Origin of the sequence: Pseudocitrobacter faecalis, from assembly GCF_965231525.1 — a bacterium.
Taxonomy (GTDB): Bacteria; Pseudomonadota; Gammaproteobacteria; order Enterobacterales; family Enterobacteriaceae; genus Pseudocitrobacter; species Pseudocitrobacter faecalis.
This window is the reverse complement of the sequence record NZ_CBDDNJ010000002.1, coordinates 979,444-999,367: the sequence shown is the minus strand read 5'-3', so window position 1 is coordinate 999,367 and position 19,924 is coordinate 979,444. Positions and strand designations below refer to the sequence as shown.

Below are 19,924 nucleotides of genomic sequence, written 5' to 3'. Positions count from 1 at the left end.
ATTCTCCAGGGCATGCGTCGGGGTAAATTCGGCGGCTAGTTTGCCACGAAGACGCCGATAAATCAGCATTCTTACGCAGGCGACCGGGGAAAAAACCGTTTTCACTGCCAACCGCCGTCTTCAGAAGGTAAACTAACGAAAATGCCAGATGAGAAGAATCCATGAAAAAGAAAGCATCGCTTAGCGAGGAGGATCAGGCGCTGTTTCAGCAACTGATGACGGGCACGCACAAAATTAAGCAGGACACCATTGTCCATCGCCCGTTACGTAAGAAAGTGAGTGACGTGCCGGTGAAGCGGCTTATTCAGGAGCAGGTGGACAACAGCCACTACTTCTCCGACGAATTTCAACCGCTGCTGAATACCGAAGGGCCGGTAAGGTACGTGCGCGAAGGCGTCAGCCATTTCGAGCTGAAAAAACTGCGCCGTGGCGATTACTCCCCGGAGCTGTTTCTCGATTTGCACGGTTTGACGCAGCAGCAGGCTAAACAAGAACTGGGCGCGCTGATTGCCGCCTGTCGCCGCGAACATGTATTTTGCGCCTGCGTGATGCACGGGCACGGAAAGCATATTCTTAAACAGCAAACGCCGCTATGGCTGGCGCAGCATCCGCACGTTATGGCATTTCATCAGGCATCGAAAGAGTATGGCGGAGACGCCGCGCTGCTGGTGCTGATTGAAGTGGAAGAGTGGCTGCCGCCGGAATTGCCGTAGGCCCAAAGCGTTGCCGGATGGCGACTCGGGTATATCTGTAGGCCGGATAAGCGCAGGCGCCATCCGGCACAACAGCAGGCAAGGTCTTAAATCGCTTTCGCCATTTTCAGATTGCAGGGGCTCATTTGCCATTTGAAGACGCCCATGCCGTCCGCTTCCAGCGTGACGCAGGCGATCGCAGAGGTGGTGAACATTGGCGGCGTTTCGCCAGGGCAAAGTTCAGAGACCAGGTAGCCAACCAGTGGCAGGTGAGATATCACCAGTACAGACGCGACACCTTCATTCGCCAGCGCTTGCAGATACGCGCTGACGAGTCCGATATCACCGCATGGTGTCAGTTCAGGCAGCACTTCGACATCTTCAGGCAAGTGCATGCACTCCCCTACCATATCAAGAGTCTGTTCCGCACGCAGGAACGGGCTAACCAGAACACGTTCAATATCCACTTTTTGGCCTTTCAGCCAGGTTGCCATCTGACGGGATTCATCACAACCACATCCCGTAAGAGGACGAACCGAGTCACTGGCTGCTTCAAGAGCAGCGTCGCCGTGACGCATAATAAAAACTTGCATATTGCACCGCTTTTGTTAAACAGAAGCACCGATCAACATCGCAGGAAACGAGACCTGCGATGTTTCGGTAGCCGGGCATTGTGCCTGATCCATCCAATGAATGAAACGCTGTCTTTTACCTTAATGGCGTAAGTATAGTCAATATTTGTTTACAAAATGACCAGCACAGCGTCACTCGCTGAGTGATATACCTTTGACCTCAACCCTCTGAGCCAGTTTCCAACGGAGAATAAAAAGTTTCTCCTCGTTCGCTCATGGCGACCAACACCTCGCACGGCGTAAAACGTGGGCCGTACTGTGAAGCCAGGCGTTGTAATCTGGCAACCACTTCACCCGCGCCCAGCGAATCCATGTAACGGAACGGGCCACCTAAGAACGGTGGAAAACCAATGCCAAACACCGCGCCAATGTCACCATCGCGCGCGCGGCGGATCACGCGTTCATCAAAGCAGCGCGCCGCTTCGTTGAGCATAAGCAACACACAGCGTTCGGCTATCTGTTGCGGCGAAAGCTGGCTGTTACGCGAAGCCATTCCAGGTAGCGAATAGATTGCGCTATCCGGTTGTTTCTTGCTTGTACGCCCTTTTGCGCCATAAAGATAGAATCCGCGACCGTTTTTTCTGCCTTTGCGATCGTCGTTCAAAATCGCTGAAATAAGCGTTGCAGGGGCGCTGAAACGATCCCCATACGCTGCTTCCAGCACCGGCATAATTTTGGTGCCTGTATCAATTCCCACCTCATCCAGAAGCTGGATAGGCCCAACGGGGAAACCGAATTTAACCAGAGCATTATCAATATCTTCGATGCGTTCACCGTCGGTAAGCATACGCATCGCCTCGTTAATGTACGGCGCTAAAATACGATTTACATAAAACCCAGCGCGATCGGCCACCACAATCGGCATTTTCCCCTGTTTCTTTGCCAGCTTCACGGTGGTGGCGATAGTCTGTTCAGAGGTTGCCGCGTGTGGGATAACCTCCACCAGCGGCATTTTTTCGACCGGGCTGAAAAAGTGCAGGCCGATCACCTGTTCAGGGCGTTGTGCCTGGGCGGCAATATCGCCAATCGGCAGCGACGACGTATTCGACGCAAAGATGGTGTGCGGCGCACACTGTTGCTCCACTTCACTCACCATTTTCTGTTTCAGCGCCAGATCTTCAAACACCGCTTCAATAACCAGATCCCGATGCGCAAACCCGCGATAATCGGTCGATCCGGAAATCAACGCCAGCTGACTATCACGCTCATTAGCCTTGATATGGCGGCGACGCACCTTGTTATCAAGCAGCTCCCAACTGTACTTGAGTGCATGGTTGATGCCCTTAGCATTGATATCTTTGATACGTACCGGAAGTTTTCCTTTAGTGGCGGTCACGAAGGCGATCCCTCCGCCCATCAGACCGCCGCCTAAGATCCCCACCGCACGCAATGGCCCGGCCTCAACGCTGGCACCCGGATCTTTTTTGATCTCCGTGCTGGCGAAGAAGATATGCCGCAGCGCTTTAGACTGCGGAGTCATCGCCAGCTCGCCAAAGGCGCGCGCTTCCGCGTCATAGCCGCTGCTGGTGCCTTGTGCCAGCCCGGTTTCAATAACGTCCAGGATCTTTTTGGTCGCCGGATAGTTGCCGTGCGTTTTCTGCTCGGTTTTCTTTCCGGCAAGCGTAAACAGAATATTGCGCCCCAATGGGCCCGCCAGAATGCGCTCTTTGACCGGCAGATGACGTGAACGGGATGGCACTTGCTTTGCCAGCTCAACCGCGGCTTCCAGCAAAATCGTCTGTGGCACCACGTCATCCACCAGCCCAACCTTAAGCGCCTGGCGCGCGCGCAGTTGCTTGCCTGTCAGAATCATATCCAGCGCTGTACTCACGCCAATCAGACGCGGCAATCGCTGGGTACCGCCTGAGCCCGGCAGCAAACCAAGTTGCACTTCCGGTAACCCAAGCACCGTTTTCGGATCGTCAGAGCAGACGCGCCCATGGCAGGCAAGCGCCAGTTCCAGCCCGCCGCCAAGGCATGCTCCGTGAATGGCGGCAATCACCGGGATCGACAAACCGTTCAGATCCGCCATGATCTGCTGGCCCTGCCGCGCCAGCTCTTCGGCTTCCTGCGCGCTGGCGCAGTTACCAATCATGTTGATATCAGCGCCGGCAATAAAGTTGTCAGGCTTGGCAGATATGATAACCACACCCTGAAGCGCTTTATTGTCGCGAATTTGCCTGAGAATCGTCCGCACCTGCGCACCAAACTCCGCCTTCAGGGTATTCATTTTTTCATCCGGCACATCGATGGTAATTATGGCGACGTTATCCGGGCGAACAGTGAGAGAAAATGCGGATATTGTCGTCATTATTCAGCCTCCAGTACCATTGCCGCGCCCAAACCACCCGCCGCGCAGGCGGTGACAAGGCCAAAACCGCCTCCCCGGCGGCGTAATTCATTGAGCGTTTGCGTGATCATTCGGGCACCGGTGGCGGCAAAGGGGTGCCCATAGGCTATCGATCCGCCCAACACATTGAACTTACTTTCGTCAACCTCACCGGTCGCCTGGGTACGCCCCAGCACGTCGCGGGCAAAACGATTGCTGGCAAGGCACTGAATATTTGCCAGCGTTTGTGCGGCAAACGCTTCATGCATATCAAACAACGTGAGATCTGCGAGGGTGAGCCCCGCGCGATCGAGCGCCAGCGGTGTGGCCCACGCCGGGCCGAGCAGCATATCCTGCTGCACCTCAATGGCGGTAAACGCGTAGCTGCGCAGATAGCCCAGCGGTGTTAAACCCAGTTCGCGGGCGCGCGATTCAGTCATTAAAATCACCGCCGCCGCGCCATCAGTCAGCGGCGTACTGTTGGCTGCCGTGACCGAGCCATGTTTACGGTCGAAGGCCGGGCGCAGTTTGGCGTAATCCGCCAGCGTCGAGCTACCGCGTATATTATTGTCCTGCTCCAGCGGGTCACGGAACGGTGGCGCGTAGGCCGTCATCACTTCATCCGCCAGTTTGCCTTCCGCCCATGCCTGCGCTGCCAGCTGATGCGAGCGATGCGCCAACGCGTCCTGCTCTTCACGCGTAATGTGGTACGTTTTCGCCATCTGTTCAGCCGTATCGCCCATGCGCAGGCCGGTAGAATATTCCGCAACCGCCGGGGGAACCGGCATCAGGTCGCGCAGCTTAAGGCGGGAAAAGAGTTTCAGGCGCTGGCCGAGCGTCCGCGCTTTATTGGCGTCAACCAGCGTCCGCGCCAGCTTTTTACTGACGCCAATCGGCAGCACGGAGGAGGAGTCCGCCCCGCCTGCAATCCCTGCGCGAATCGTCCCTGCCATCAGGCTTTCGGCCACGTTGGCGACCGCCTGAAAACTGGTGGCGCAGGCGCGACTGACGCTGTAGGCATCCGTGTGCACATTCATCCCCGTACCGAGGACAATTTCGCGGGCAATGTTAGGCGCTTCTGGCATCTGAACAACCTGGCCAAAAACCAGCTGTTCGATAATTTCAGGGGGAATTTCGCTACGCGCCAGCATTTCGCCCACTACCATTTTGCCGAGATCTATCGCCGGTACGCCGTGAAACGCGGTGGCCTGACGGGCAAATGGGGTACGTAAACCACTGACAATGGCAATGCGATCGCCCTGACGGGTGATAAGCGGTAATGCCTGACTCATAAAACTCCCCTGTTAAAAAATAAAACCAAAGTGGTCTGACCTGATAACAGTCTTAACTAATTTTTTACATTAAGCCAATCGGAGAGAGAGAAAAATGGGAGCTAAAACACACTGAAGGGAGAAAAGAAAACGCCCCTGCGGTGCAGAGGCGTTTGGGAAGGATTAACGCAGACCTAACTGGAAGATCAGCGTTTCAGCTTCGCAGGCGAAGACAAAATCGATGTCCATCTGTACACCGCCCTCAACGTCTTTGAAGACCGGGGTGATGACGCACGGATCGGATTCGACGCCACGCGCACGTTCAGTCAGCGCAGCGAGGGTTTCTTCAGCTTCAGCGCGAGTTGCAAAAACGCGGCTATAGGAGGCTGTGCAATCGGAGTTGTCCATGATGGTACCAACATCCATACAGCAGCAAACCGGGGTTTCATCAGCACTGCATTTACTCATTGTAGATTTCCTCTGTACATGCACGCGAAGGTGCCAGATAAACGATGCCCTTATTTTACGCTCCCCGGAAAGCTCCCTCCAGTTGTTCGTTATGCCAATTGAGATAAGTGACCGAAATCACACTTAAAAATGATCTAAAACAAAAATCACCCAAACAGATGAAGCTCAACCTCGCCAAATTTGCTAACCAGATCCCGTTTCGGTGATCATCTACGTAAAATCCGAGAAACAATATTGCAACATCATATCTGGTCAGACCTATACTCTCGTCACTGGTCTGATTTCTCTGACGTAGTCCAGCCCCTACACTTCGCGCTTCTGTTACTACATGTAACATTTTTTGTATAAAAATAACTCAATGAGGTTATGGTCATGAGCCAGAAAACCCGGTTTACAAAGTCTGCTCTCGCAGTCGCAGTGGCACTCGTTTCAACCCACGCCTGGTCTGCAGGCTTCCAGCTTAATGAGTTTTCTTCCTCTGGTCTAGGCCGCGCCTATTCCGGTGAAGGTGCCATCGCTGACGACGCAGGCAACGCCAGCCGTAACCCCGCGCTGATTATGATGTTTGATCGCCCGACGTTTTCTGCCGGTGCGGTTTATATTGACCCGGATGTAAACGTTTCAGGCCGCTCGCCAACCGGCAACAGCCTGAAAGCGGACAACATCGCGCCTACCGCATGGGTACCGAACGTTCACTTCGTGATGCCTATCAACGATCAATTCGGTTGGGGGGCATCTGTTACCTCTAACTATGGTCTGGCAACCGAGTTTAACGATACCTACGCCGCTGGCGCGTACGGCGGTACCACTGACCTTGAAACCCTGAACCTTAACCTGAGCGGCGCTTACCGCTTGAGTCCTCAATGGAGCTTCGGGGCTGGCTTCAACGCAGTCTACGCCCGTGCAAAAATCGACCGCTATGCGGGTGATTTAGGTCAGATCGTTGCTGGTTCTGGGGCTCTGCCACCTGCTCTGGCAGGCCAGGTAAGCCAGATCCCGGCAAACACGAAAATTGCGCACCTGAAAGGTGACGAATGGGGCTTTGGCTGGAATGCCGGTATTCTGTTTGAGCTTGATAAGAATAACCGTTACGGCTTTACCTACCGTTCTGAAGTGAAAATCGACTTTGATGGCGATTATAAGAGCGATCTTCCGTCAGCCTATAACCAAATTCTGGGTAATTTCGGCCTTCCGGCAGGCACCAACGGCAGCACCACGAATGGTTCTCTGACGCTGAATCTGCCAGAAATGTGGGAAATCTCCGGTTATAACCGTGTGGCTCCGCAGTGGGCTATCCACTATAGCGCCACCTACACCAGTTGGAGTCAATTCGAAGAGCTGAAGGCAACCAACAGCAGTGGCACACTGTTCCAGAAAGACGAGAACTTTAAAGACGCATGGCGCCTGGCGCTGGGTACCACCTATTACTATGACGATAACTGGACATTCCGTACCGGTATCGCTTTCGATGATAGCCCGGTCCCGTCTAATTACCGTTCTATCTCTATTCCGGATCAGGATCGCCTGTGGCTGAGCGCCGGTACGACCTATGCATTTAATGAAGATGCATCTGTCGATGTGGGGGTATCCTACATGCACGGCCAGAGTGTTAAATTCCAGGAAGGCCCATACACCTTTAAATCAGAAGGTAAAGCCTGGCTGTTCGGTACCAACTTCAACTATCGCTTCTAAGTTTTACCCCAATAAAAAAGGTGAGCCTCAGTGCTCACCTTTTCTCTATCTACACTCCGCGATTTACTCAGAGTCGATATCTTTTAAATCATCCTGAATCGCCTGGGCGTTCGGGTTTTCTTCCGGTTTCAGCTTACCGCCATTGGCAATAAAGTCGTGACGCTGGAAGTAAGCTTCGCGCACCAGAATGTATGGATCGGAAGACTGCCGCAGCAGACCATCGGAGTCGAGCAACTGGGCGCGCGTTTCCACCCCTTCAACCGCCCATTTACCGATAGACATTGGCCAGGTCAGCCAGGAGAGCACCGGATACAGGGTATCGGCCATATCGCCGCCCTCATCACGCAGGGTGAAACTTCCGTAGAACGGCAGTTGCATGTACGGGCCGTAACCCACGCCATAATGGCCCAACGTACTGCCGAAGCGGTGCGGTTCTACGCGTTGCAGTTTCGGGTTTGCCATCCCGGCCACATCAATAAAGCCGCCCATCCCCAGAATGGTGTTCAGGAAGAAGCGCGTGAAGTGCACCATCCCCTGGTAGGGGTCACCTTGCAGGAAGTAGTTGGCCATTACCGCTGGCTCTTCCAGGTTGCTGGTAAAGTTGCCAAGGCCGGTACGCGCAGGCTGCGGAACATAATCGCGCCATGCAACAGCCACCGGACGCAGCACATAAGGGTCCAGCACATTAAAGTTGAAGTTGTACATCGAGCGGTTGAAACCTTCAAAAGGGTCTGACCGCCCTTGCTGTTCAGTGCCAGAACTCGCACAACCGACAAGCAGTGTGGTGCCCAGCGCAACCGCCGACAGGCGAAGCTTCATAAATGTCTCCCTGTAAATTATGGCTATCGCTGATTGCCATCCATGACGGAACGCATGAGTGTCCGCCTGTTTAGGTGTGAGCGATTGTAACAGCACGTCGAATGATGTCTATATTCGCGGTCTCGTTGCTCTAATTTTAGCCTGGTAACCGCCGCATTGTGCATATCTATTCTACCGAAGCCGCTGACATTAAACGTTACTATTCTTGCCATTTCAGAATAACTCCCGACCTGACTGTTACAAAAGCCGCTACGCTTTAACTGGTTTGTGTACAGAAAAGGACAACGCGATGGACAACCTCAAAGACGATAAAATTGACGCTCACAGCGATGAGCTGGAAGTCGAGAGCGAAGAGAAGCAAAGCGGGAAGAAGATTGAGATAGATGAAGAGCGCCTTCCCTCGCGCGCGATGGCTATCCACGAGCATATCCGCCAGGACGGCGAAAAAGAGCTGGAGCGCGACGCCATGGCGCTGCTGTGGTCTGCCATCGCCGCCGGGCTTTCGATGGGCGCATCGCTGCTGGCAAAAGGCATTTTTCACGTCCAGTTGGATGGCGTCCCTGGGGGTTTTCTGCTGGAGAACCTTGGCTACACCTTTGGCTTTATTATCGTCATCATGGCGCGCCAGCAGCTTTTCACAGAGAACACCGTCACCGCGGTTCTGCCGATCATGCAAAAACCGACCGCGAGTAATTTCGGCCTGTTGATGCGCCTGTGGGGCATCGTGCTTTTTGGCAACGTGCTGGGCACCGGCGTGGCGGCATGGGCGTTCGAGTATATGCCGATATTTGATGAAGAGACGCGCGATGCGTTTGTCAAAATTGGTATGGACGTGATGAAAAACAGCCCCACCGAGATGTTTGCCAACGCAATCATCTCCGGTTGGCTGATTGCCACAATGGTCTGGATGTTCCCGGCAGCAGGTGCAGCGAAAATCGTGGTCATTATCCTGATGACCTGGCTTATCGCACTGGGCGACACTACGCATATAGTGGTCGGTTCGGTCGAAATTCTCTATCTGGTCTTCAACGGCACCGTGCACTGGAGCGAGTTTTTCTGGCCTTTCGCCCTTCCCACTCTCGCCGGAAACATCTGCGGCGGCACCTTTATCTTCGCCCTGATGAGCCACGCGCAAATTCGCAACGACATGAGTAACAAGCGCAAGGAAGAGGAGAAACAGCGCGGGGAGCAGGAAAAAATGTCGAAAAAACAGCGCTAAATGGTGATGCTTTGAGCAGTTAAGCGGCACGAGGCTTACCCGACAGGGCAAAAAACGCTATACTCGTGCCGCTTCGTCCCCTTAGTTAAATGGATATAACGAGCCCCTCCTAAGGGCTAGTTGCAGGTTCGATTCCTGCAGGGGACACCATGCCCCTCACCTACCCTCGTTTTTATTCCACTACATCTTATAATGCTCTTTACTCAAACCATGCTTTTTCATCCGCAGATAGAGCTTTTTGCGGGGAATCTGCAAATACTCTGCAACCTCATTAATGCGTCCCTGATGAATATTTAACGCCTCGGTAATGATCTGCCGTTCAATTTCGTCGATGCGTCGATCCAGCGGCGTCGGTTCACTGACATGCAGATGCGGGTTAGCCACTTCCGCCAGCGGCAGTACGCCCACCGCGAATAATTCAGCGGCATTCGCCAGTTCACGGATATTATTTGACCACCCCCGACGCAGCATTCTTTTCAGGACTTCGGCCCCTACGTCGGGTACAGGATGATTAAGACGCTGGCAGGCCTTGTGTAAATAGTGATGAAATAATGGCTCAATATCGTCCAGTCGCTGGGATAAGGGCTGACAGAAAATTTGTGTCATGGCAAAGCAGTAATAAAGCTCAGCAACAATATAATTGGCGGCGGCTAACTCAACCAGAGAAGAGGGGCTGATGCCAATCAAACGGAACGGACGCTGTTCCAGGCTTTGAAGCTGAGCAAGCTGGTATTGCTGCTCCCGGTTTAGATTTTCCGGACGACTTATTACCAGCGTGCCGCCATAAGCTCGGGCAATAACGTCCTGAAACGGGGCCCTGTTTTCAGGCATCACGTCGTGGCAGATGAACGGCCCGTCTGCATTGCGTCCCAATTGATGAAGATAACGCGCGCCGGTCATGCGCCCGGTTCCCGCCTCCCCGTGAAACCAGACGGCAATATCCGTTTCACTGAGTTGCTCCAGACGTTGCCGATAACGTTGCGTCCATTCGCTACGCCCTACCACCTCGACCTGTAATCGTTGTTGGTGGCGTAAACGGCGGGCGATCACCGACTTTCTTTGGCGTAAGGCAGCATCAACAAGTGTCAGCAATTTACCGGGATCGACCGGTTTTTGCAGGAAATCCCAGGCCCCTTTTTTCACCGCTTCGACGGCCATAGGGACGTCGCCATGGCCAGTAATCAATAAGACAGGCAGCTGTTTATCGTCGCGATGCAGCATCGTCATTAAATCAATGCCAGAGCAACCCGGCATACAGACATCGCTAAGCACGATTCCAGACCAGTCTTTCTCAATCCATTGCTGCGCATCCAGCGGGTTATTACAGACAAAAATGCGGTAACCCGCCTGTTCAAGCAGAAGGGTATAGGCATCCAGCACGTCGGCATCATCATCAATCAGCAGAATGGAAAACTCGTTACTCGACATCATTTACATCCATCATTTTAAATTGCAGCACCACACAGGCATTTTTTGTTACGGTCGATGCCAGACGCAGTTCTCCTTCCATTTGCGTCATGAGCGAGACGCAAATCGATAAACCAATGCCCAGCCCCACATCTTTGCTGGTTGTAAAAGGCTTCAACAGCGTCGGCAGCAAATGCTCGGGCCACCCCGGGCCATTATCGGCAATGAGCACACAAAGCGTGTCCCCCTCTCTTTGCCAGCTTACGTTTATCTCTGCGCCGCCTGGGCACGCATCCAGGGCGTTCGCCAGAATATTCACCAGCACCTGTTGCAGACGAACCTCTTCCCCGCGAACCCATGCATTTGTCTCGGGCAGAAACATCACGGCTTGTTGCGGCTTATGGCGCATGGCAAGTAATTCCCAGGCGGCATTAAAGGTCTGCGTTAAGTCGACCGGTTTTAGCGCAATATCCTGATCCGCACGCCGTGTGAATTGCCGCAAAGACCGTATGATGGCACCAATCCGGCTGACCAGTCCCTCCCCTTTAAGCAAGGTTGTTTTAGCCTGATCGGTTTGCCCCATATCGATAGCACGGCCCGCAGTATATAAATACATCGATAACGCATTCAGAGGCTGATTAATTTCATGCGCAAGCGTGGTCATGGTTTGCCCGACCATGGCCAGTTTTGCCGTCTGAATCAGTTCATCCTGCGTTGAGCGTAAATCCTCTTCGATGGCTTTACGCTCGGTAATTTCCTGCTCAAGTTGTCGCTTTTGTGAATGTAACAGGCCAAGCGTATGACGCAGTAAACCGGCAATGCGTCCAAGTTCATCCCGGCCATACACGGGAATATCCGTGGTGGTAGTGCCCAAACCAATTTGCACAACAGCCTGATTCAACGCGGTAAACCGCTTAACCAGTCGCGATCGAATAAAATAGTGGTTCAACACCCAGGCCAGTAAAAGCGCGAGACATGTCGCGACCAGAATTAACCCGCCACTCACGCGAACAATCTGTTCCATTCGCTGATTAAAGCGTTGCATTTGCTGATGACTATTACCGAGTTGTGTCTCCAGCAATACGCGAAACCGCCCCAGTGTCGCTTCACGCGTGCGGCTGACATCGATGAGGGCTTTTTGCGCGGCGACATAATCGCGCATTGTGTCAGGCATATTATTTTTCACCATGCCGATTTCCAAAAGCTCATCAATTGTTTGCCGCAGCGTAATAGTGCTGGGCCAGTCATCCAGCGCGCGGATATTTTCATCCGCCGTTTTTTTGAGATTTTCAAGATAACGAATATGCGTCTCAACCAACATCCCGTCATCATTTCCGGATTTCAGTTCATTCAGGCGGTCGCGAAGATCGTCAACAATCTGATTTTCAATGCGCGAGAGCGTATAGACCTGCTGTTGCTCATTCTGCACTTCCCGGGAACGCTTCAGGTATTGCGCGGTATCGCCCTGGCGGGTTTCAATTTGATCAAGCAATGTTCCCTGCTGCCAGGTAAAATCCTGCACCAGCGAATTTAGCTCGGTCGTAAAGTCATCATGCAGCCAATCGATTCTGGCGGAAAGTTCACTGACCTTTTCACGTACCAGAAACATGTTATAAAGCGCTCTGTCCAGCGCGGATAACAATTTCCGGCTATCCTGCAAAATCATTGATAGTTGTTGATGCTCTTTGGGCGTCAGGCCCTGGCTGAGCCGCTCAATTTTATCCAGTTGCTGGATAATCTGATTTCGCAGTTGTAAACGCACCGTGGTGTTAGGTGCTAATAAAAACTCGTTTAACTGATCGACGGCCAGATTTAAGCTTCCTTCAATCTGAAAAGCAGAATGAATGCGCGGAAAATACTCATCAAGTGAATAACGTATCTGCGAACTTTGTTCGTGCCAGGAGTAAAGGCTAACGCTACTGACAATTAAGGTCAGAAGTGCCCCCATTAAAAAAGCGCCGCGTAAGCTATTACTGATACTCATTTGCCGCACGCGTTGCAGCACCGACTTGCCCTTCATTTCAACTCTTCCAGTTTATTGATTGCCTGGCGTTGGTTATTCAGAAACCAAAGCTGCCATTCCATCATCTGTTGCTCGGCAAAACTTTTATTATCAAACTGCGCCAGCCAGGCTTCATTTTCGCTGCTCGCAGCATCAACCGGCACGCGGGTGAGCAACGCGCGAATGTCAGGCAAAGGCCGTTTAAGCCGCGCTTCAGCGCTGTGAAGCGCTCGCCAGGCATCTTTGAGTTGCGCGAGACGGAAGCTGATCGCCGTATCGAACATGCGCTGCACCAACTGCTGACGTTTCAGTATCAGTCGATAGTTCAACGGCGGCTGGTTCATCAACACGGCCTGCTGCGCGGCTCTGGGATTGTCGGAACTCAGCGGCGTCACCGGGTATTTCCCGGTATTGGCATCAGCCAAAATACGCTGACCTTCCGGGCTGAGCAGATAGCGAATAAAACGCCGGGCTTCCCCTGCATGCTGGCTTTTCTTGAGCACCGCCACATAGGTAGGCGAAACCGCCGATTGGGGGAAATAGCTAAACGTCAGATGCGGATCGTTTAACAGCAAATTGGCATAGTTATCAATAACCGGCCCGGCGACGCCGAGCCCGCTCTTAATTTTATCGGCAACGCCAAAACTTCGTGATGAAATGGTCACTAAATTGCCGGCGCTCGCCAGAAGCGTTTCCCAGCCCTGCGCCCAGCCTTTTTGCTGCAACAGCGCTTCAATCATCAAATGATTGGTATCAGACCTCGACGGGCTGCTCATCAGCAGAGCCCCCTGGTAGCGCGGATGCATCAAATCATCCCAATCTGCGGGAGCAGGAAGATGACGTGCAGCCAGCGCCGAGCGGTTAATCAACAGGCCAAACCCCGAAATCGCAACGGCAACGGAGGTAGATCGAATCGACTCAGGCACCAGGCGCAGACTGTTCTGTGGAACCTCTTCCAGCGGTGCAAGCTTTTGATGTTCCTGAAGGTGCTGGAGCAGCATCGGTGAGGAAGTCAAAACAAGGTCGACATTTTCAGCGTTGGAGGTATCCAGTAATTGCTCCAGAGAAGCGCTGGTACGGTTGAGTGTCCGGATGGTCACGGAATCAGGCTGCGTTTGCCAGCGCTGAATAATCCACGCGGTCGCCCCGGGTGAAAATGTTGTCGCCATCACCAGTTCGCCATGTTGTGCCAACGTCGGCCTGGAAAGCAGAAACAGCGATAACAAAATACCGATTTTGCCCAATGTTCTGACCAGGTGGCAAAACACGAATGTGATCCCTCTCATAAATCTCAAATTCCCGCGAAATAAAAATTGTGGCAAAACTTACCCGTTTTAAATTATCCGTAATGCCGTTGACGAATACGGAGATATCCTGGCAAGCATTGCTGAACTGTAATAATGATACCAGAGGAGGATAATGCAATTTGTTAATAGCCGCACAAGACGAAGATAAATCTGATATCAAAAATAATAATAAGCTGGTTAGTCATAAATTACTGAGTCAAAAATGGCCTATCTGCATACTCATTTGAGTCACTTTTGACACATTTCCTGAACTTGAAGCCATACGGTAATTACCGCACTCTTTATGTCGATTACTCCTGCTGTCTATATCAATTAAAAGTACAGGTGACACCATGTTATCAATATTTAAAACAGGACAGTCCGCCGATAAAGTTCCGGCGGAGAAAGTTCAGGCAACCTATAATCGATACCGGATGCAAGCGTTGCTTAGCGTATTTTTGGGCTATCTGGCATATTATATTGTTCGTAATAACTTCACCCTCTCGACGCCTTATTTAAAAGAGCAATTAGATCTCAGCGCAACGCAGATAGGCTTACTCAGCAGCTGTATGCTAATTGCCTACGGCATCAGTAAGGGTGTGATGAGTAGCCTGGCTGATAAAGCCAGCCCAAAAGTATTTATGGCGGCGGGCCTGGTACTGTGCGCCATCGTCAACGTTGGGCTGGGTTTCAGCACCGCATTCTGGATTTTCGCCGCGTTAGTTATTCTTAATGGCCTGTTTCAGGGGATGGGCGTTGGCCCCTCTTTTATTACCATTGCAAACTGGTTCCCTCGTCGGGAACGCGGGCGTGTAGGTGCATTCTGGAATATTTCTCATAACGTGGGTGGCGGTATTGTCGCGCCAATCGTTGGGGCTGGATTCGCTATTCTGGGAAGCGAACACTGGCAAAGCGCCAGCTATATTGTCCCGGCCTGCGTGGCCGTCGTTTTTGCACTGATCGTGCTGGCACTGGGTAAAGGCTCTCCGCGTAAGGAAGGTCTGCCTGCGCTGGAAGAGATGATGCCGGAAGAAAAAGTGGTGCTCAAAACGCGCCATGCGGTCAGCGCACCGGAAAATATGACGGCGTTCCAGATTTTCTGCACCTATGTCCTGCGCAATAAAAATGCCTGGTACGTCTCTCTGGTCGATGTTTTCGTCTACATGGTGCGATTCGGTATGATCAGTTGGTTACCCATTTACCTGCTGACCGTTAAACACTTTTCCAAAGAACAAATGAGCATTGCGTTCCTGTTTTTTGAATGGGCCGCGATCCCCTCTACGCTGCTGGCGGGATGGTTATCCGATAAGCTCTTCAAAGGGCGTCGTATGCCACTGGCAATGATCTGCATGGCGCTGATTTTCGTTTGCCTGATCGGCTACTGGAAAAGTGAATCTTTGCTGATGGTGACCATTTTTGCCGCCATCGTGGGCTGTCTGATTTATGTCCCGCAGTTCCTTGCCTCTGTGCAAACAATGGAGATTGTACCCAGCTTTGCGGTGGGCTCCGCAGTCGGTTTGCGTGGCTTTATGAGCTACATCTTCGGCGCCTCACTGGGTACCAGCCTGTTTGGCGTCATGGTTGATAAAATGGGCTGGCACGGTGGTTTTTATCTGCTGATGGGCGGGATTGTCTGCTGTATTTTGTTCTGCTACCTGTCCCATCGTGGGGCACTGGAACTGGAACGGCAGCGTAAAAAAGACGCCGAGGAAGCGTCTTCACTTCAGCTCGCTGACGCCTGATCCCAGGCACTTTGCAGGGAGACTTCCCCACCGCTCCCTGCAGTGTTCTTTCTGCTCAATCTCCATTTGTTATACATTTAATGCTCATAAGTTTTACATTTATCTTACAAATAAATAAACTTCCTTACGTTGTAGGCGCAGGCACTTCCCCTTCGGATTACCCACCATAACAACAGGATCTCAGGCGGCTAACGTCCTTCGCAGGATGATGCGCCAGCCCGCTGAGCAATCACGCATTGAATGACTGACTTTGTATGGGATGAACAATGGACGAACAAAAAAGCAGAGGCGGAGGCGTGTTCTTTACGCTCTACCGCTTACTCTTCGTATTGCTCAGTGTTGGCACTGGGCTGTTTTTAACCATATGGGGCGGCAAGCTCCTGTCGCTGGGCGGTAGCGCCTGGTACCTGATCGCCGGCCTGGCGTATTTGGTTATCGCAGTAGGCTATCTGCTGCGCCGTATATTTGCCCTCCCCCTTTCTATTATTACCTTTGTCCTTACCCTTTTCTGGGCGCTCTATGAAGTGCAGTTCAGCTACTGGGGGCTGATTCCTCGTCTGGTGGTTCCCGCGCTCTTATTCATGCTCGCCCTGTGGCTCACCACCACGTTGCCCGTTCAGCGTGCATCGGTGCGTGCGGCTAACCGCAGCGCCACGGTGATTTTTGTCGCCCTGCTGGCGACACTGATCTCGGCGTTTTTCCCACACGGTGGCATTCATAATGGTGTTGTCGATACCCACGCTGGTAAAGAACCTACGCTGGCGTCAAAAAGTGATAACTGGGAATTCTTTGGCCGGGATGCATCTGGTACGCGTTATGCGCCCTACACAGATATCACGCCAGAGAATGTAAAAAACCTGAAAGTCGCGTGGACCTATCACACCGGTCGCCGTTTAACCGGCCCGGGTATCGGTGTTGATGAAAACACACCGCTGCAAATTGGCGACACACTCTACTCCTGTACACCACTAAACGTGGTAGCGGCCATCGATGCTGATACCGGTAAAGCTCGTTGGCGCTTTGATCCGCACGCGCAGACCGCCGAACACGTGACCTGTCGCGGCGTGGGTTATTACGATGCGCAAAAAGATGATTCGCTGAGTGCGGAAGAGAAAGCCAGCCCGGCGCTTCAGCAATGCCCGCAGCGTATTATCATCTCGACCGTCGATGCCCGTCTGATTGCCCTGAACGCCAAAACCGGCGAGCTGTGCGACAGCTTTGGTGACAAAGGCAGCGTCGATCTGAAACAGGGTATGGGCGATACGGAAAACAGTAAGCGCTATCACCCGACATCCATTCCGATGATCATGGGACACATTGCGGTGATTGGCGGCTGGGTGCGCGATATTGTGCACGGCGAGCCTTCCGGCGTGGTGCGCGCCTATGATGTGCGTACGGGTGATGTGGTCTGGGCCTGGGATGTCGGCCAGCCGGAAAACATTACCGACCCGGAAAAAGCACGCGCCTACACCCTTGAAACGCCTAACGTCTGGACGGTACCCGGCTTTGATAAAGAGCTGAATCTGGTGTATCTGCCAACCGGTAACGGCCCGCCGGATTACTGGGGCGGCGATCGTAACGAAGCCAAAGAGAAATACGGTTCGTCCGTGGTGGCTGTCGATGCCAGTACCGGTAAAACCAAATGGGTCTTCCAGACCGTTCACCATGATATCTGGGACTACGATTTACCGTCTCAGCCCGTTCTGTTCCACATGAAGAACGAGAAAGGCGAAGCGATCCCGGTTCTGATTCAGACAACTAAAACCGGGCAAATCTATGTTCTCGACCGCCGTACCGGGAAACCGGTAACCAAAGTGGAAGAGATTCCGGTACCGCATCAGGGTGCGGAAGGTGAACACCTTTCCACGACTCAACCGTTCTCTACCGGCATGCCGCAGTTAGGCGTTGAACCGCTAACCGAGAAATCAATGTGGGGCGTCACGCCGTTCGATCAGCTGATTTGCCGAATCGATTTTAAAGAATCGACCTATCTGGGCATGTTCACCCCACCGTCAGAGAAACCGTATATCGAATGGCCAAGTCTGCTGGGCGGGATGAACTGGGGCGGCATCACCATCGATGAACGTACCGGCACGCTGTTCGTCAACGATATGCGTATGCCGCTGCGGATGTCGCTGGTGCGCCAGAAAGATATGGCGAAATACCACGTCTCGACCGACGAAGTCCCTGGCTTTATGGGCACCGTGCGCCCGCAGGTCGCGGGCCCTTATGGCGGTGTACGTATCGATATTCTGCAATCTGCGCTGGGGGTGCCGTGTAACACCCCGCCGTTTGGCACCATGAGCGCGATTGACCTCAATACGCGTCAACTGGTGTGGCAGGTGCCGATGGGTTCGGTAGAAGATACCGGCCCGCTGGGAATGAAAACCGGCATGCACATTCCGCTGGGAATGCCGACCCTGGGCGGCCCAACCTCAACCGCCTCTGGCCTGGTCTTCTTTGCCGGTACGCAGGATAACTATCTGCGTGCGCTCGACGCCTCAACCGGGAAAGAGCTATGGCGTGCCCGTCTGCCGGTCGGCGCCGTTGCCGCGCCGCTGATTTATAAATCACCGAAAACCGGTAAAGAGTATGTCGTTATTTCCGCAGGTGGTGCCAGCCACTCGCCGGATGTGGGTGACAACATTATTGCTTACGCGCTGGAAGATTAAGTTCTGACAGCAAAAGGCCGAAGCGTTTATTCCCTCTTCGGCCTTTTTTAACTAAATTTTTCTAACGACTTCGTTAATTTTTCTGCCTTTAATCCGCCACAATAGTTTGCCACTATGCTATCCGGGTTCTTTTGCCCAAATTTCCGTTTTTATTCTTCTGGGTTCACTTAATAAGGACTGTTCTATGCTCAATGCGTTAACGCAACGGTTCGATCATCCGGATGGCGCTAAGCTTTTACTCCGCCTGACATTTAGTGGGTTACTTCTGTTTCATGGCATTCATAAAGCCTTACCGGGCGGCGATCTGGGGTTTATTCAGGCGTTGCTGATAAAAGCCGGGCTACCGGGTTTTATGGCCTGGGGTGTGTATATTGGTGAAATTGTTTGCCCGATTTTGATTATTCTCGGTATCTTCACTCGCTGGGCGGCGATTATTGTTTCGTTCACCATGTTGACCGCAGTGGCACTGGCAAACGGTACAAATATTTTCGCGCTGGCACCGACGGGCGCGTGGATTATTGAAAGCGCCGCGTTCTATTTCCTGCTGGGTATCGTAATATTTTTACTCGGTGGCGGGCGTTACAGCGTGATGTCGAACCCCGATTATCGTTAAGTAAATTGCCTGATGCGCTACGCTTATCCGGCCTACAAGGTTCCTGCAATATATTGAAGTTGCATGTTCTTGTAGGCCGGATAAGGCGTTTACGCCGCATCCGGCACGCACAATACGCACGTTGTCAGCAATCTGAGCCGACAGCGTTAATTTACTCCTTCACGCGTAACCGCTTCCCACGTTCCTCTTCACTGTTCTGCGCCGCCGCCACCAGCGTAAAATCAAAGTTCACTTCCGTATGCGGCTGATGAATACCCCGCTCATAGGCGACGGCATCGTCTTCCACTTTCACCGGGTCAGCAATCAGTCCATCACAGGTGGCGAAGGCGAAATCATCCCACAGATAGGCATCACCATTGAGGTTAATCTGCGTCGTCAGGTGTTTATAACCCGGCGCGGATACAAAGAAGTGGATATGCGCCGGACGGTTGCCGTGACGGCCTAAGCCGTTGAGCAGTTTTTGCGTCGGGCCATCCGGCGGACAGCCATAACCGCACGGCACAATGCTGCGTACCGCATAGTGACCGTTGGCGTCGGTCAGTACGCGGCGGCGCAGGTTGTATTCGCTCTGGGATTGGTCAAAGAACGAGTAACCACCGAGCGTGTTGGCGTGCCAGATATCCACAACAGCATTCGTCACCGGACGCCCCTGCTTATCTTTCACCACGCCCTGTAACCACATGATTTCACCCGCCTCTTTACCATCATCCATACGCGCATAACCTTCGCTCAGCGGCGCATTCGCCACGTACAGCGGCCCTTCGATGGTGCGCGGGGTGCCCGTTTCATTGCCGGCTGCCGCCTCTTTTTCATCGGCGCGAATATCGAGATAGTGCTCCAGCCCCAACCCCGCCGCCAGCAGCGCCGCTTCTTTGCGCTCGCCCAGCTCGTTGAGATAGTTCACCGCCAGCCAGAACTCTTCGTCGCTGATATCAAATTTTTTAATGGTCTTGCAGATATCACCCAGCAGGTGATGCATGATCTCCTGAAGGCGCTCGTTCCCCTGTTCAGAGAGAAAACCGCTGCTGACGGCGAGTAATTTTTCCACTTCAGATGTCGTAACCGGATTCACTGACATTG

The 19,924-nt window shown here is 52.9% G+C and carries 15 protein-coding genes and 1 tRNA gene; 7 read left to right on the top strand and 9 right to left on the bottom strand.

Annotation, left to right across the window (positions count from 1 at the left end; all coding sequences use genetic code 11):
* The first annotated feature begins 161 nt into the window (after positions 1–161).
* Positions 162–713, top strand: a complete 552-nt coding sequence (gene smrB, locus ACOXYR_RS05355) for an endonuclease SmrB (RefSeq protein ID WP_421355470.1) — start codon at positions 162–164, stop codon at positions 711–713.
* A gap of 86 nt (positions 714–799) precedes the next feature.
* Here the strand turns inward: smrB and sixA are convergent, their stop codons facing one another.
* From sixA to ACOXYR_RS05335, 4 genes are all read right to left on the bottom strand, one after another.
* Entirely contained in the window at positions 800–1,285 is a 486-nt protein-coding gene (gene sixA / locus ACOXYR_RS05350) for a phosphohistidine phosphatase SixA (RefSeq protein ID WP_108473547.1), read from the bottom strand.
* Positions 1,286–1,484: 199 nt separating this feature from the next.
* Positions 1,485–3,635, bottom strand: coding sequence for a fatty acid oxidation complex subunit alpha FadJ (gene fadJ / locus ACOXYR_RS05345; protein ID WP_421355469.1), 2,151 nt, complete (start codon positions 3,633–3,635; stop codon positions 1,485–1,487).
* The gene (fadI, locus tag ACOXYR_RS05340; protein WP_108473545.1) at positions 3,635–4,945 is read right to left on the bottom strand and encodes an acetyl-CoA C-acyltransferase FadI; all 1,311 of its coding nucleotides are present in this window, start codon (positions 4,943–4,945) and stop codon (positions 3,635–3,637) included. The genes fadJ and fadI overlap by 1 nt, the downstream gene beginning before the upstream one ends.
* A gap of 162 nt (positions 4,946–5,107) precedes the next feature.
* Positions 5,108–5,392 carry a YfcZ/YiiS family protein gene (locus ACOXYR_RS05335; protein ID WP_015963594.1) on the bottom strand — a complete coding sequence of 95 codons (285 nt, stop codon included), beginning with the start codon at positions 5,390–5,392 and terminating at the stop codon, positions 5,108–5,110.
* A gap of 372 nt (positions 5,393–5,764) precedes the next feature.
* On the opposite strand from ACOXYR_RS05335, the gene fadL reads away from it, so the two are divergent.
* Positions 5,765–7,084 carry a long-chain fatty acid transporter FadL gene (fadL, locus tag ACOXYR_RS05330; protein ID WP_167405885.1) on the top strand — a complete coding sequence of 440 codons (1,320 nt, stop codon included), beginning with the start codon at positions 5,765–5,767 and terminating at the stop codon, positions 7,082–7,084.
* A 63-nt stretch (positions 7,085–7,147) separates the two neighbouring features.
* Here fadL and mlaA read toward each other — a convergent pair whose 3' ends face one another.
* Entirely contained in the window at positions 7,148–7,903 is a 756-nt protein-coding gene (mlaA, locus tag ACOXYR_RS05325) for a phospholipid-binding lipoprotein MlaA (RefSeq protein ID WP_113857969.1), read from the bottom strand.
* 289 nt (positions 7,904–8,192) lie between these two features.
* Between mlaA and ACOXYR_RS05320 the strand changes: the two genes are divergently transcribed.
* The gene (locus ACOXYR_RS05320; protein ID WP_407731371.1) at positions 8,193–9,122 is read left to right on the top strand and encodes a formate/nitrite transporter family protein; all 930 of its coding nucleotides are present in this window, start codon (positions 8,193–8,195) and stop codon (positions 9,120–9,122) included.
* A 75-nt stretch (positions 9,123–9,197) separates the two neighbouring features.
* Positions 9,198–9,272, top strand: a tRNA-Arg gene (locus tag ACOXYR_RS05315).
* A 30-nt stretch (positions 9,273–9,302) separates the two neighbouring features.
* Here the strand turns inward: ACOXYR_RS05315 and pgtA are convergent.
* From pgtA to pgtC, 3 genes are read right to left on the bottom strand one after another with little or no spacing between them, the layout of a single operon-like run.
* Positions 9,303–10,550, bottom strand: coding sequence for a two-component system response regulator PgtA (pgtA, locus tag ACOXYR_RS05310; protein WP_421355543.1), 1,248 nt, complete (start codon positions 10,548–10,550; stop codon positions 9,303–9,305).
* On the bottom strand, positions 10,540–12,534 hold the full coding sequence (gene pgtB, locus ACOXYR_RS05305) for a two-component system sensor histidine kinase PgtB (RefSeq protein WP_167405889.1): 1,995 nt from the start codon (positions 12,532–12,534) through the stop codon (positions 10,540–10,542). The genes pgtA and pgtB overlap by 11 nt, the downstream gene beginning before the upstream one ends.
* Positions 12,535–12,545: 11 nt before the next feature.
* Positions 12,546–13,757: a phosphoglycerate transport regulator PgtC gene (pgtC, locus tag ACOXYR_RS05300; protein WP_415728383.1), complete on the bottom strand. Its 1,212-nt coding sequence runs from the start codon at positions 13,755–13,757 to the stop codon at positions 12,546–12,548.
* Between the two features lie 413 nt (positions 13,758–14,170).
* Between pgtC and pgtP the strand changes: the two genes are divergently transcribed.
* The 3 genes from pgtP to ACOXYR_RS05285 all read left to right on the top strand — a co-directional run bounded on the left by pgtP (position 14,171) and on the right by ACOXYR_RS05285 (position 18,844).
* A complete protein-coding gene (gene pgtP, locus ACOXYR_RS05295) occupies positions 14,171–15,559 on the top strand; it encodes a phosphoglycerate transporter PgtP (RefSeq protein ID WP_421355468.1) in 1,389 nt (462 codons plus the stop codon).
* 266 nt (positions 15,560–15,825) lie between these two features.
* Positions 15,826–18,231, top strand: coding sequence for a membrane-bound PQQ-dependent dehydrogenase, glucose/quinate/shikimate family (locus ACOXYR_RS05290; RefSeq protein WP_421355467.1), 2,406 nt, complete (start codon positions 15,826–15,828; stop codon positions 18,229–18,231).
* Positions 18,232–18,415: 184 nt separating this feature from the next.
* A complete protein-coding gene (locus ACOXYR_RS05285) occupies positions 18,416–18,844 on the top strand; it encodes a DoxX family protein (RefSeq protein WP_108473515.1) in 429 nt (142 codons plus the stop codon).
* Between the two features lie 151 nt (positions 18,845–18,995).
* Here ACOXYR_RS05285 and catA read toward each other — a convergent pair whose 3' ends face one another.
* On the bottom strand, positions 18,996–19,922 hold the full coding sequence (gene catA, locus ACOXYR_RS05280) for a catechol 1,2-dioxygenase (protein ID WP_421355466.1): 927 nt from the start codon (positions 19,920–19,922) through the stop codon (positions 18,996–18,998).
* Positions 19,923–19,924 lie beyond the last annotated feature (2 nt).

Excerpts from the sequence above, each read along its gene's own strand:
- pgtA (WP_421355543.1), bottom strand. The coding sequence starts at position 10,550 with ATGTCGAGTAACGAGTTTTCCATTCTGCTGATTGATGATGATGCCGAC.
- fadJ (WP_421355469.1), bottom strand. The coding sequence starts at position 3,635 with ATGACGACAATATCCGCATTTTCTCTCACTGTTCGCCCGGATAACGTC.
- pgtP (WP_421355468.1), top strand. The coding sequence starts at position 14,171 with ATGTTATCAATATTTAAAACAGGACAGTCCGCCGATAAAGTTCCGGCG.
- fadL (WP_167405885.1), top strand. The coding sequence starts at position 5,765 with ATGAGCCAGAAAACCCGGTTTACAAAGTCTGCTCTCGCAGTCGCAGTG.
- ACOXYR_RS05290 (WP_421355467.1), top strand. The coding sequence starts at position 15,826 with ATGGACGAACAAAAAAGCAGAGGCGGAGGCGTGTTCTTTACGCTCTAC.
- mlaA (WP_113857969.1), bottom strand. The coding sequence starts at position 7,903 with ATGAAGCTTCGCCTGTCGGCGGTTGCGCTGGGCACCACACTGCTTGTC.
- fadI (WP_108473545.1), bottom strand. The coding sequence starts at position 4,945 with ATGAGTCAGGCATTACCGCTTATCACCCGTCAGGGCGATCGCATTGCC.
- smrB (WP_421355470.1), top strand. The coding sequence starts at position 162 with ATGAAAAAGAAAGCATCGCTTAGCGAGGAGGATCAGGCGCTGTTTCAG.
- ACOXYR_RS05320 (WP_407731371.1), top strand. The coding sequence starts at position 8,193 with ATGGACAACCTCAAAGACGATAAAATTGACGCTCACAGCGATGAGCTG.
- ACOXYR_RS05335 (WP_015963594.1), bottom strand. The coding sequence starts at position 5,392 with ATGAGTAAATGCAGTGCTGATGAAACCCCGGTTTGCTGCTGTATGGAT.
- ACOXYR_RS05285 (WP_108473515.1), top strand. The coding sequence starts at position 18,416 with ATGCTCAATGCGTTAACGCAACGGTTCGATCATCCGGATGGCGCTAAG.
- sixA (WP_108473547.1), bottom strand. The coding sequence starts at position 1,285 with ATGCAAGTTTTTATTATGCGTCACGGCGACGCTGCTCTTGAAGCAGCC.
- catA (WP_421355466.1), bottom strand. The coding sequence starts at position 19,922 with ATGTCAGTGAATCCGGTTACGACATCTGAAGTGGAAAAATTACTCGCC.